Here is a 13,995-nt window from a genome sequence, read left to right on the forward strand (position 1 = left end):
ACATATTTTTTAAAACACACCCCTTGCCCCTCTTGATAGAGGGGAATGTATGGTGTAGTTTTTAGAGATGCCCTTAAAGTGTTATTTAAATAAAATAAATTCAGGAAATTATGAAAAGATATATAATACCTATAGTGTCATTGTTACTGTTATTGACAGCTTGTGATACTGGACAACAAACGGGAAGAACCTCTGCTGAAAAAATAACAGCCGTTGGAAACAGGGTTTATGGAGGCACATTCAGATTCAATATGACAGAGCCTTATCAAACTTTATTCCCACACAGCATAACAGATGTTATGTCATCGCATATTGCCACACAAATTTATGAAGGATTGGTCAAGTTCAACCCACGAGATCTTTCTATTATGCCATGCCTGGCAGAAAAATGGGAAATTGATTCAGGTGGAACAATATATACTTTTCACCTTAAAAAAGGAGTATTTTTTCACGATGATGCTTGCTTTGAAAATAATAAAGGCAGAGAAGTAAAGGCTCAGGATTTTAAATATTCTTTTGAGCTGTTATGTACTTCAAGCTGGGATAATTTGCTTTTCCAGCAAACTTTTAAGGATAAAGTTGTTGGCGCCAATCAATATTATCATGCAACCGTTGAAGGCGAGGAGAATATTGACCTGAAAGGCGTTAAGGTAATAGATGATCATACGCTGCAAATTACGCTGGAAAAACCAAGCTATTCATTTATGTATATTTTAGCACACCCTGCTACATCGGTGATCACTCAGGAAGCTTTTGGAAGATATGGAATCGACTCCAGAATTGGTACGGGCCCTTTTATATTTACACAAGAAACAGATGCGCCCTGGAAATTATACCTGGCCAAAAACGAAAATTATCACAGGTATGATACATTAGGCAACCGGTTACCATTTTTAGATTCTGTTATCGTATCATTTATTTCTACACAAAAAACTGAATTAGCAGCATTCCAGGATGGCAAACTAGAGGTGATCAGCGGATTGCCTGGCGAGTCTATATTAAAGGTGCTTGAAGATCAAATAGCATATTTCCAGAGTGATAATCCAAAATTCTTATTAGACAGGTCTCCCCAAATGACCACTCATTATTATGAGTTCAATACCCGAAAAAGTATTTTTAAAGACGAAAGGATTCGCAAGGCATTTAGCTATGCGATTGACCGTAACGAAATTCTCGATAATGTATTGAAAGGACAGGGGTTGAGCGCTGGTATTTATGGCATTACTCCTCCTTCTTTCGAAGGTTATGATGTAAGCCAGATCAAAGGGTATGATCTTGACCTTTTAAAAGCCAGAGAATTATTGGCTGAAGCCGGATATCCAAAGGGCAGGGGTTTTCCTTCGGTTGTGTTAGAATTAAATAGTGGTGGTACGAGGAATGAAGCAGTTGCGGTTGAATTTCAACGGCAAATATGGGAAAACCTCAATATAAATATAAGATTGCTCGTTGTTCCTTTTGAGCAAAAACTTGAAGACGCCAGGTTGGCAAAAGCTGATATTTTCAGAACCGCATGGGTTGCAGATTATCCAAGCCCCGAAAATTTTCTATGGGTATTATACGGAAAAAATGTTCCGGCCAGCTTCAGACAACCATCATTCCCAAACACGCCAAGATATGTAAATGAGCGCTATGATCAACTTTATGAAAAAGGAACCAGTACAATAAATACTGCTAAAAGCTATGATTATTTTCTTAAAGCAGAGCAAATAATGATTGACGATGCCCCTATATTGGTGCTGTGGTATGACGAAATTTACATTGTCAAGCAGGCTTATGTAAAAAATTATTTCAGCAATCCTATTGAGTACTATGACTTTTCGGAAGTATATTTTGAAGAAGTTGACATTAGACACTAAAAATAACTTGCCATACCAAACTGGAACCCTGCCAGATGAACAGCCGGATTACCTGTTAAATCCCTGATCCAGTGATAACGGTAATTGGCTCTGATAACGGTATTGGCAGACGGCCTAAAGCTCAACCCCGCAGCTATAGCGGTAACTTCATCATATATCTTAGAAGAGGTTGATTCAAATTCACCAATGTTATAATCTATTCTTTCCAATCTCAAATTGACATTAATTTTAGCATTTTCGTAACCTAATATTTTCCTTTCAATCAACGGATAAACTGTTTCTACGAATCCACCCCGCTGCTTACCACCATAGATTTCTCTTATATCATCAGGAACATTAAGTGCAACCACCACCAATTCGCCTCTGATATTTGCTTTATATATTGTTGTACTTATATCTAAAGCGAAAACAGAAAGATTCCTTTTTTCTTCTACCTGTTCACCTTCAATCCTGAATTTGTTATAAGTACCGCCATAATAGGATACACCTAATTCTCCAATTTCCCTCCTGGCAATGGCAATCTTTCCATTAAACATAGGCGTACCATTATTATCTTCTTCAAACATTTCCTCGCTTTTACCATCCTGCAAAAATGTCCTGCCGCTTTCATTCAAAATAATATTTTCATTAAGCCCATTGACTAAATAGGCGTCATAAGAAATAATAAATTTGCCGGGGAAAAATTTACCATGAAAACCAAATCCTATTTCAGAAAGTGTAGTAGGAATGATCTGAGTAGATGATAATGGACGCTCTATGAATTCCCATTTTGGTGAATCGTGATTGGCATTTACCAGGCCTATCTGTGGCAGGATAATACCAGCCCTGAAATTTAAGGCAGTGTTTATTTCAAAATCCAATAATGCTGTTTCCAATTCTATTTCTTTTGTGCCATGTTCGAATTCTAATTCAGCAAGAAAGCTGACCCTGGGGATGATGGCTGAATATAGAAAAATATTAAATCTCCTCATTTCCATAGAAAAGCCTTCACTAACACCATCCTCTGCAAAATAATTGGTATTGGCTTCTAAGTAGCCCCCAATAGCTGTTTGGGTTTTACCAATGGTTATAAAAGGACGGTTGTAAATAGCATCCTGGCTGGTATAGATGGTATCTTGTTGTGCTTTTGCCTGATCTGATATTATCAGGATTAACAAGACAAATGTGTATATTCTTGTTTTTAACATATTTTCATTTATTGGTCATTTGTTGTTGCTGGCTGTCAGTTTTACCAATGACTAATTTTTTAAATGTACATAAATATTTTCATCGTCTGATGTAACCGAATAGCTTACAAGGTTTTTTTCTGCCGGTGATTTCAGAACTTCACCAGTATTTGAAAATTCGCTGCCATGGCACGGACATTTGAGATAATCACCTTCGGGTCTGAGTTTGCATCCTTTATGAGTACATACTAAATATAATGCTGAATATTTCTGATCCGACAATCTGGCTAAATAAATGGGCGCTTTTACATTATCTAAGTTTAATAACACATATTGATTCTCACCCATATCAACCTTTTTGATAACAAGCACTTCTTTTAGTTTACTGAATTGCACATATACTATATTGATACAACTATTAAGAAATGGCGCTATGCCTGAACAACAACATATTGCAATGAGTCCACCTGTATTTTTAAGGAATCCTCTTCTGGTTCTCATTTTTTACAACGAATTAAGAAATTTTATAAGCTGTTCCTTTTCTCCTTCTGATAGTGAAAAAAACTTAGAAGCTGGTCCGGTTGCTTCACCTCCTATGTGCAAACTAATAGCCTTTCTTAAGTCAGTTGCCCTGCCGTCATGTAAATAATATGCCGTTCCTCCCTGGCTTTCCTTTGCCAATCCCAACCCCCATAAAGGAGGTGTACGCCATTCGCTGCCTTGTGCATTTCCTTCAGGTATTTCAGGATCCCGGTCAGTAGTTTTAGCTAAAGATGGTCCCATATCATGTAACAACAAATCCGTGTAAGGGTGGATCACCTTTTCACTCAATGCTTCTATCTCTGATTTTGCAGTTGTCAAATTCGGCTTATGACAGTTAACACAACCAATTTCGGTAAATAATCCTTCACCTGCTAAAACATCCGGGTCATCCTCATTTCTTCGTGTTGGTGTTTTCAGGGTTCTCATATAAAAGACAAGGTTATTTACCACATCTAAACTGACTTCGGGGTCAGGCACTCCATCCCCGCTATTTATTCCGGCCTGGGGATTAAAAATATCTTCAACATCAAAATCAGAGGTAAGCCCGATGTCTTGTTTTAAGGCAAAAACGACTTGATCCAATAGGGTAATTTCTTTGGCTTTCTTACCAAATCTTCCAATATAATAACCACTGCTGTCAATATGAATGGATTGGGAGGTAAAATATTCTTTGGGCAAAACATAATTAACCCTTCCGGAAATACCATCTCCATTTAAATCGAATGGATCTGCCATATTCAAAATTGTCGAATCATGTATGGCAGCTAAAAAACCCATACCTATTACTATTGGAGCTATACGTCCTGTTTTATGTGTATAATCTGAAGGCAATTGTTCACTTGGGTAAGCAGCAATAGAGCGCTGCTGCAATTGCGGGCCGCCTTTATCAAGCATTTCATCAAACACAGACCCTGAGTATTTACCAAATCTGGTTTCCATATTAAACGGATGTCCTTTGCCATCCCCTACGTGGCAACCTTCACATGAGGTTTGAATAAAAACAGGGCCTAAACCCAGATCAGCGCTATAAATTTTCGCAAACAATTCGTCTCCTGCCAAAAAAGTTACCAATTGTTCAGAGGTTAAATCTGCAATGGGTTCAGCAATAATATCTCCCGGATCAGGCGCTCCCGGAAGGAATTTTTCACAACATATAAAGAAGGATATAAAGGCAATAAAGGAAATAGATGAAATAAGATACTGTGTTCTGATTTTCATGGCGAAATAAGTTTAAAGCGCATGGCGCAAAGAGCATGGCGCATGGCGCTATACGTTTTGTGCTCTGCTCTTATGGTTTATCTATTTTTTGCGGGCAAATTTAGATACTTCTAATAATATAACCAAGAGTTATTGAAAAATATTTTTAGATGTGTCTAAAAATGATAAGGCATGAGAACTGAAAGAGTTGAGAAAAAAACCAATTTCTTTGTTGTTTTTATTAGATTTGCGCAACCAAAATAATTCTACATTTAATGCGTGTACACAGCTATATTTTAATTCCTGTTTTATTCATTTCCTTAGTTGGTTTTGGACAGGAGAAACCTAAGAATTATACCCTTAGCGGTTTCATCAAAGATGCGCAAAGTGGTGAAAGCTTGATTGCTGCCAATATCTATGTAAAAGATAATTTAAGGCTGGGAACAAGCAGCAATGTTTATGGGTTTTACTCTTTAACATTACCCATGGGTACTTATGCTATTGTTGTCCAATATTTAGGCTATGCAACAAAAGAGTATGAAATGGTATTGGATCGCAATATCCGTTTAAATGTTGACTTAGCTTCTGCTGCCATTGTAACCAAAGAGGTGGTAGTAACCGGTGAAAGGCCGGACAAAAATATTGAAAGCACCGAAATGGGAAAAGTGGACCTTTCTATTGAGAAAATAAAAACCATACCTGTACTTTTTGGAGAAGTTGATATTTTGAAAACCATCCAGCTTTTACCAGGCGTTCAGTCTTCCGGGGAAGGAAACACCGGGTTTTATGTCCGTGGCGGAGGTCCCGATCAGAATTTAATTTTGTTAGATGAAGCGGTAGTTTATAATCCCGGGCACCTCTTCGGCTTTTTTTCGGTTTTTAATGCTGATGCGATAAATAATACCACTTTGATAAAAGGCGGGATGCCTGCTAATTATGGAGGACGATTGTCATCTGTACTGGATATATCTATGAAAGAAGGAAATGATAAATCTTATCACGGAGAAGGGGGAATTGGCATTATAGCATCAAGGTTAACCTTTGAGGGGCCGATAATCAAAAATAAAAGTTCGTTCATTGTTTCAGGCCGCAGAACCTATATTGATGCGCTGTCCAAACCCTTTTTAAAAAATACTGAACTGGGTGGCATTCCCTATTTCTTCTATGACCTGAACGCCAAGGTCAACTATCGTTTTTCAGATAAAGACCGGCTATACCTGAGCAGCTACTTAGGCAGGGATATTTTTTCCTTTGATATCGCATCAGGGGGTTTTACTGCTGATTTTAGCTGGGGAAATACCACAACAACGCTTCGATGGAATCATCTTTTCAGTGACAAATTGTTTATGAATGTTTCCGGTATTTATAATGCGTATAAATTTGAGTTCAGTTCAAAATTTGAAACGATAAGCTCTAAAATAGAAACCGGGATACGGGATGGAAATTTAGTGGTGGATTTTGATTTTTTCCCAAGCGTCAGGCATCATATTAAATTTGGCGCGAATTATACATATCATATTTTTACCCCAAGGAAAGGCGAAGCAGAATTTGACGAAGTAAAATTTGAAACAAGCAATGTTGCGGATAAATATTCCCATGACGCTTCAGTTTACCTGATGGATGATTTTGATCTGACCGATAAAATAAAGATCAATGCAGGATTAAGAGGAGCATATTTTGTGCATATGGGCCCTTATAATTTTTATACTTTCAATGATGAAGGTTATGTGATTGATTCGGTTGTTTTTAATAAGGGGAAAAAAGTAAAGGACTATATTGGTTTAGAGCCCCGTATTTCTGCCCGATTTAAGTTGAGTAAAACATCTTCTCTAAAAGCAGGTTTTGCACACACAAATCAATTTGTACATCTTGTCTCTAATTCATATAGTACACTTCCTATGGATATTTGGGTGCCAAGCTCTATCATTGTTAAACCGCAAAAAGGGTTTCAATATTCTGCCGGGTATTTTAAAAATATCAGGGACAATATGTTTGAGACTTCTGTAGAAGTTTACTATAAGGACCTGAAAAACCAGATTGAATTTGGAGAATCTTATTACGATGATCTTAGAAACAGCGATGTAGAGTACGAGTTTGTATTTGGCAAAGGACGATCTTATGGTATTGAATTTTTTTTCAAAAAGACAAGAGGAAAAACAGAGGGATGGATCGGCTATACGCTTTCAAAAACAACCCGGCAATTCAAAGATCTTAATGATGGAAAAGAATTTTCTGCAAAATTTGACAGAAGGCATGATCTGTCCATCGTTGCCACGTACAAACTCACCGACAGATGGACATTTTCTTCCATTTTTGTAGTTGGTACGGGGCAATCGGTTACCATTCCTGAACGGATGTATTTTATTGAAGGAACAATGAATTTTGATTACGGCCCGATAAACGGCTTTAGAATGGAGTCTTATCACCGTATAGATATTTCCGCAACATATGCTAAGAAGAACGGATCAAGGAAGAGACGCCCAAATTGGGCGTCTGTACAATCCAGTTGGGTTTTCTCTGTTTATAACGTTTACAGCCGTGCTAATCCATTTTTTTATTATATTGCTACCGAGAATGAGCCGTTATCAGGAAAATTTAAAGTTACGGCAAAAAAAGTGTATATTTTTCCGATATTGCCGTCTGTTACGTGGAATTTTAAATTTTGATCAGGAATTGTTCTGATAGAAGATGCAAAAGTGACCTTAAATGGATATATCAAATATACTCAAAATCAAAAAAAGAAATATGAAAAGTGATATTATCGGAAAATACATTTCCCCTATTCCCTTTATTGCCTTTATTTCCCTTATTTCCTTCCTAATAGGTTGTGAAAAAGATATTTCCATAGTCATTCCTGAAGGTGAAGAAGATATCGTGGTCTATGGAGCTATTGAACAGGATTTTCCTCCTTTTATTATTTTAACAAAAAGCTTGCCTGTGTTTGCTGCCAATGATATTGAAACAATACAAAACAGCTTTGTACATGATGCCGTCATTAAAATTTCTAATGGTAACGATACAGTTCAACTTTATGAATATTGCTTAAATGATGTAGAAGAACCGATCAAAGGTATTATTGTGAAGGAATTTGACTTATTTGGAGCAATGCAGGCAGGAATTAATTTCTGTGTTTATTCTTTAGACTCTTCTGATTATTTTAATTATTATATTTTAGGTGACTCTAATGTATTTTTAGGTGAAATTGGTAAAGCCTACTCCCTTTCTATTGAGGCAGAAGGTAAAAAGCTAAGCGCTACAACGTCAATACTACAACCAATCCCACTTGATTCTCTGTGGTGGAAGCCCCATCCCGATCCTAAAAAAGATACTTTGGTTTTATTTTGGGTACGATACACCGACCCGCCAGTTGAAAGAAACTACGCACGTTATTTCACCAAACGAAATCAGGAACCATTTTTCCCCGGCTATTTTCTTTCTGTTTTCAATGATGAACTGTTCAATGGAGTGTCGTTTGATTTCCCTTTGGAAAGAGGGCAGGACGAAGACCCAAGAGATTATCACGACAATGGACAACATTTTGATCCCTCTTACGGATATTTTAAAAAAGGGGATACCATTTATATAAAATGGTGCCAGATTGATAAGGCACACTATGATTTCTGGAGAACGCTTGAAGTTGATAAAAACAGTACAGGTAATCCCTTTGGTTCGCCTACCAAGATCATATCAAATATTGATGGAGGGTTGGGCATTTGGGGAGGGTATGGGGCTTTTTATGATACGTTACCAAAATTTTAGTTCATGGTTTTTGGTTTTTAGTTTTAGTTATTTGGTTGTTAGTTTTAGTTTGTAAATTAAGTATGAAAAATAGAATCTATCAAATTACTAAATATTTTATTTCCTATATTGCCTTATTATTATTTACAACATGCGGTAAAGAAAACTCTTTTGACTGCCTCAAAAGCACCGGCACAATAATTACCGAAAAAAGGAATTTACCTGATTTTAACTCCATCTTTATTGAAGATCATATTGATGTTTATATTGTTCAGGATACGTTCAGGAATGTAAAGATTGAAGCTGGAAAAAATATTATCTCCAATATAAAAACAGAGGTGACCGAAAAAACACTTTTCATAAAAAATACCAATACCTGCAACTGGGTAAGAAGTTATAAAAAAAAAATAAAGGTATTTGTTACAACTAACGATCTCATCAAAATTAGCCATGACGGTGAAGGCCTCATTACCAGCAATGACACGTTAAAAACAGATGCATTATTTTTGCATATAACCGGTGCAGGAGATATTAAATTTAATATAAATGCTAATCAAATCTGGCTTGATATGTACGTGCTTGGCAATGTAGAATTGTCAGGAAAAACCAACAGATTAAATGCTTCCGTAAACAGTTTTGGACATTTACTTACAAAAGACCTTATCTCTAATGAGTGCGATATTCTCTCAACAGGTGAAGGGGATGCATATATACATTGTGAAAAATTTCTGAAAGCTACTATTAAGCATATAGGAAATATATATTTTTATGGAAATCCGGTGGTTGAAAGTATTATAACTGGTGATGGGAAGATAGTGAACGTTAAATAATGGGAAGCTTTGAAAAACTCATGAAAATTAAAAAAAATGCCACTAAGGGCTTACCGAAAAATAAGTTCCAGATTTTTGCGCACAAATTTGTTACAGATTTGGCTTATCCGATTGAGCAAAACCGCAGGAATAGCAGCGTTATTTTGAGGATTTTGCGATTGAGGATAAGTCAAAGATGTGGCAAAGTTGTGATGCAAAAATCGGAACTTATTTTTCGGTAAGCCCTAAGTCACGAAAACACAAAATCCCACAAAAAAAGGTTTATAAAATAATTTAGAGGGATTTTGTGTTTTCGTGATTTAGTGGCAAAACATTGAAATTTAGATTCGTTTAAATATGGTTCAAAAAGATTACTTACTACGACTAATTGAGCAATTTTCAAAAACTCTTATAAATATCATCGGATTAAAAGAGAAAGGTGAATATAAAAAAGCATCAGAGCTTATTGCTGAAACTTATAGGGGGCTGCTAAAATTTGATCCGGGTTATTTAGAACATATCCCGGATAATGAACTATTAGACACATTAGTAAAAGATAAGGCATTGAATCACGACCAATTAAATATAGTTGCTGATCTGCTGATTGAAGAAGGGGATATTTTATTTCAACAAAAGCAAAGAAATAAAAGCAGAACAAAATATAGCCAGGCATTAAAAATATTAGACTATTTAAACGAAGAACAAAAATCTACTTTCTCTTTTGACAGAATGAATAAAATTGGGAGCATACAGAAAAAGTTAGCATTAAATCCCCCCACCTAAAAAAGGATATAGGGAAATAAAGGAAGTAAAGGGAATAGGGGAATAAAGGTATAGTAGGATTCTATTATTGTATATATTTTATGAAAAAGAATACAATTCTTATTTGTTTGGTCTATTTTCCCTATTTCCTTTACTTCCTTTATTTCCTTATATCCTTATTTGTTATAGAGGTAAAATCCAAATGGAACTCCAATCACTTGACTGGTTTATAATAACAGCTTATTTAATTATTACGCTTGTTATTGGGCTAAGTCTAAGCAAAAAAGCCGGCAGAGATCTCACAAGTTTCTTTCTGGGAGGCAGAAACCTTCCCTGGTGGATTGCCGGCACGTCCATGGTAGCCACAACTTTTGCAGCAGACACACCTTTATTGATTACAGAACTGGTAGCTAATAATGGAATAAGCGGCAACTGGCTGTGGTGGAACGGATTAATTGGCGGTATGCTGGCTACTTTCTTTTTTGCCAGGCTTTGGCGAAAAGCAAATATTATTACCGATGTTGAATTTACCGAGCTGAGATATTCGGGCAAAGAGGCGTCATTTCTTAGAGGTTTCAAAGCCATTTACCTGGGCATATTTATGAACTCAGTGGTGATAGCCTGGGTGAACATTGCTTTGGCAACTTTGCTCCAGGTGTTTTTTGATATTCCCAAAAATCAATTGATTTATTTTATTGCAGCAGCAATGTTCATAGTAATGATCTACTCAAGCTTGTCAGGGCTGTTGGGAGTTGTCATTACTGATTTTTTTCAATTTATTATTGCGATGTCGGGTTGTATTGTATTAGCAGTAGTTGTGCTCAACTTACCACAAATCGGTGGAATTACCGGACTCAAAGAAAAACTTTCCGATGCCTCCCTTAATTTTTTTCCACATATTAATTTTTTACAAAATTCGCCAATAGAAAACATGGAGGTATTAAGCATTGGCATTGCTACATTTTTGGCTTTTATTGGTATTCAATGGTGGGCCAGTTGGTATCCAGGGGCCGAACCGGGTGGTGGCGGTTATATAGCACAAAGAATGATGAGCGCCAAAAATGAAAAACATGCCGTTTATTCCACTTTATTTTTTCAAATCGCACATTATTGCCTGCGCCCATGGCCATGGATAATAGTGGCGCTCTGTGCCCTTGTACTATATCCCGACCTTGGAGCTGATGATAAAAGATTAGGATATGTATATGCTATGAAAGATTTTTTGCCCGTTGGCTTAAAAGGCTTGCTGTTGGTCGCTTTTTTTGCAGCCTATATGAGTACCATTTCCACCCAGCTAAACTGGGGAGCCAGCTATATCGTTAACGATCTTTACAAAAGATTTATCAGACCTGAAGCCGGCCAAAAAAAACTTGTCTTAGTCTCACGGATCAATACATTTCTGCTTATGGTGGTATCCTTAATAGTTACTTCCCAGCTTAGAACCCTTGAAGGCGCCTTTCACTTTATGATAGAATGCGGGGCAGGTTTAGGAGCTGTATTAATTTTAAGATGGTACTGGTGGCGTATTAATGCATGGAGTGAAATAGCTGCCACGATCGCTCCCTTTATTGCATTTTCATTCACCAAATTTTATTGGCACGTTGAATTTCCATATTCCCTGTTCATTACCGTAGGATTCACTACTTGTGTCTGGCTGTTGGTAACTTTTGCTACTAAACCAACAGAAAGAGCAGTTTTGGAAAATTTTTATCAAAAAATTAAACCAGGTGGAAACTGGAAACCATTTGATTCAGAAAATAAAAAATTTAAAACAGGGCTATTAGTAGTTTGCTGGCTCAGCGCTGTATTGTTGGCTTATTCAATACTTTTTTTGATCGGTAAGATCATTTTTATGGAATGGACACAGGTGGGGATTTGGGGTACGATCGCTTTTATCTCAGCCATAGTATTATATTATTTTTCAAAAAAAGTAAAACTTTTTGAGGAATAAGGGCTCAGCAGATAATTTAGGGGGAATTGGGTATATTATCTACTGAGCCGAAAATTCTTGATAAGAAAATGATGGCTTTAGCTTCCGAAAAAAAAATTAACCCTGACTTTCTTTTTGCTTCTGTTTCTTTTCAGTTACCCTTAGCCAGATGATTCCTATCAAAGCAATTATGCTCATTACGATAAATAAAATACCAAGTTGTGTCATGGTTTTATTCTTTTTGGTGTCAGGTGGAAACACCTGACACCACAAGTGCTGTCAGGTGTTTCCACCTGACAGTTGACATTTGACACGACAATATTCCCGTTTCCATTCTTCATATTCATCTGCAAATGTTGTATGTATCGTAATAAGATCGATACCACAATTTATCGTTTCAAATCTCTGTGTTACCTCCCTTTAAAAATATACCCAATTCCCCCTAAATTATCTGCTGAGCCGGAATAAGTCATTATAGATAAGAAAATGATGGCTTTAGCTTTCGAAAAAAAATTAACCCTGACTTTCTTTTTGCTTCTGTTTCTTTTCACTTACCAATAGCCAGATGATTACTATCAAGCCAAATATGCTCATTACGATAAATAAAATGCCAAGTTGTGTCATGTTTTTAATCTTTTATCTATAAAATATCCAATATACAGGAAAATTATTGTTGTTATTATTCCAATAATAAAAACCCATGTTCTAAAGCCAACTGGTTGTAATAATTGACCTAACACGATAAGAGCAAAACAAATCTTACTAATATCGTAAGAATATTTTGCTAAGTTTTTAGTTTGTTCTTTATTCATTTATTTTACCGGAAAAAAGATCTGTGTTTCCCACTTGCTCGTATCTGGCTCTTGTGTAGGATCAGTTACATATACTTCCCATGGGGCTCCGGCAACAGTATATCTGTTATCTCTTACGTAGTCCTCAATCGCATTATATACCCTTGCTAATTCTTCATATTTACCAAAATGAGATGCCGTGGCTATGCTGCCTGCGGGTATTTCTCCGGCAGTAACCCTGCCTGATCCTTCTCCTGTTTCAGCAACAGGCATTCCCGCTTCCAGAACACAAAGCCCTTCCGGGTCCCACTTGTGCCAAATAGAAAATGGCTGTCCGGTAACGGTTGCACCCGATCTTTCAATATGTGTCATGATCTCACCAAAAAGCGTGGCTAATTTTGAGCTGATACCCTGCAGATCGGTAGAATCTTTAATGGAATACATTGGTTGAGCTTTGATGTACCTGATCTCTGTTTTTGGCATGTTTTCGCATAGTTCTTTTAGATTTGCTAAACCATGCTCAAAATCAGGCCCCACCATTCCATCCATCATTAAGCCAAAGAATTTGTGAATGGGGTTCATACCCATATTCATATCCATCGCCCAGGTTACTCTTATGCTATCTAAGGTATCTTTAAATTTCCAGTGACCATATCCGGGATTCATTCCTTCAAATTCCAGCTTTGTATTAATAGAATCGAATGGGTAACTTCCAATGATTATAAAACTTCCTTTACCAACTTCTTTGTGCTCGCTATCCCAACTATGTTTACTACCCAATCCTCTTTCCGGCCCTTCGTATGTTGATTTCATATCCGGATCTTTTTCATACCATGGACCCCACTTCTTCCAGTTTCTGAGAATGTTTACCTGGTAAAATATTGTTTTAGCCGAAGCATTAATAAAAGCAGAGCGCTCTACATGTACCGCTGATGGTATTACAAAATACAGCAATAGGATTAATACCACTAATCCTATTCCTATTTTTATAAGTGTTTTCATAATGTTAAGTTTTTTGGTTAAGGCTGCAAATATAGAAAAAATCTTCCCGTCAAAGCATCAGGAATACAAAGTTTTATTATCTTGCACCCATGAAACCGTTTTGCAAAAACTTGTCCCGACCCCACGCATATATGGAAAATAGAGATAAATACAAAAGAACAAAAAATGAAACCACTAATTACACTAATTAATAATTACACT

11 protein-coding genes are annotated in these 13,995 nt (G+C 36.6%); 6 read left to right on the plus strand and 5 right to left on the minus strand.

Annotated elements, in window-relative coordinates; genetic code table 11:
• The first annotated feature begins 110 nt into the window (after positions 1–110).
• Positions 111–1,856 (plus strand): peptide ABC transporter substrate-binding protein, encoded by a 1,746-nt coding sequence (locus FVQ77_15710; protein ID MBW8051747.1) that lies wholly within the window; start codon positions 111–113, stop codon positions 1,854–1,856.
• On the opposite strand, the gene FVQ77_15715 is transcribed toward FVQ77_15710, so the two are convergent.
• Genes FVQ77_15715 through FVQ77_15725 form a run of 3 tightly spaced genes read right to left on the minus strand, consistent with a single transcriptional unit; the run spans position 1,853 to position 4,783 of the window.
• On the minus strand, positions 1,853–3,043 hold the full coding sequence (locus tag FVQ77_15715) for a hypothetical protein (protein ID MBW8051748.1): 1,191 nt from the start codon (positions 3,041–3,043) through the stop codon (positions 1,853–1,855). The genes FVQ77_15710 and FVQ77_15715 overlap by 4 nt on opposite strands.
• Before the next feature lie 51 nt (positions 3,044–3,094).
• Entirely contained in the window at positions 3,095–3,523 is a 429-nt protein-coding gene (locus FVQ77_15720; protein ID MBW8051749.1) for a Rieske (2Fe-2S) protein, read from the minus strand.
• 3 nt (positions 3,524–3,526) lie between these two features.
• Complete coding sequence (locus FVQ77_15725) at positions 3,527–4,783, minus strand: thiol oxidoreductase (protein ID MBW8051750.1); 1,257 nt, start codon at positions 4,781–4,783, stop codon at positions 3,527–3,529.
• A gap of 254 nt (positions 4,784–5,037) precedes the next feature.
• On the opposite strand from FVQ77_15725, the gene FVQ77_15730 reads away from it, so the two are divergent.
• From FVQ77_15730 to FVQ77_15750, 5 genes are all read left to right on the plus strand, one after another.
• Positions 5,038–7,428 carry a TonB-dependent receptor gene (locus FVQ77_15730; GenBank protein MBW8051751.1) on the plus strand — a complete coding sequence of 797 codons (2,391 nt, stop codon included), beginning with the start codon at positions 5,038–5,040 and terminating at the stop codon, positions 7,426–7,428.
• Between the two features lie 40 nt (positions 7,429–7,468).
• A complete protein-coding gene (locus FVQ77_15735) occupies positions 7,469–8,521 on the plus strand; it encodes a DUF4249 domain-containing protein (protein ID MBW8051752.1) in 1,053 nt (350 codons plus the stop codon).
• A 62-nt stretch (positions 8,522–8,583) separates the two neighbouring features.
• Positions 8,584–9,330 (plus strand): DUF2807 domain-containing protein, encoded by a 747-nt coding sequence (locus FVQ77_15740; GenBank protein MBW8051753.1) that lies wholly within the window; start codon positions 8,584–8,586, stop codon positions 9,328–9,330.
• 336 nt (positions 9,331–9,666) lie between these two features.
• A complete protein-coding gene (locus FVQ77_15745; GenBank protein ID MBW8051754.1) occupies positions 9,667–10,092 on the plus strand; it encodes a hypothetical protein in 426 nt (141 codons plus the stop codon).
• A gap of 181 nt (positions 10,093–10,273) precedes the next feature.
• Positions 10,274–12,022, plus strand: a complete 1,749-nt coding sequence (locus tag FVQ77_15750) for a Na+:solute symporter (protein ID MBW8051755.1) — start codon at positions 10,274–10,276, stop codon at positions 12,020–12,022.
• Positions 12,023–12,621: 599 nt separating this feature from the next.
• On the opposite strand, the gene FVQ77_15755 is transcribed toward FVQ77_15750, so the two are convergent.
• The gene (locus FVQ77_15755) at positions 12,622–12,813 is read right to left on the minus strand and encodes a hypothetical protein (protein ID MBW8051756.1); all 192 of its coding nucleotides are present in this window, start codon (positions 12,811–12,813) and stop codon (positions 12,622–12,624) included.
• Positions 12,814–13,794 (minus strand): hypothetical protein, encoded by a 981-nt coding sequence (locus FVQ77_15760; protein ID MBW8051757.1) that lies wholly within the window; start codon positions 13,792–13,794, stop codon positions 12,814–12,816.
• Positions 13,795–13,995: the final 201 nt, after the last annotated feature.

Source organism: Cytophagales bacterium (assembly GCA_019456305.1).
In the GTDB taxonomy this organism is placed as follows: domain Bacteria; phylum Bacteroidota; class Bacteroidia; order Cytophagales; family VRUD01; genus VRUD01.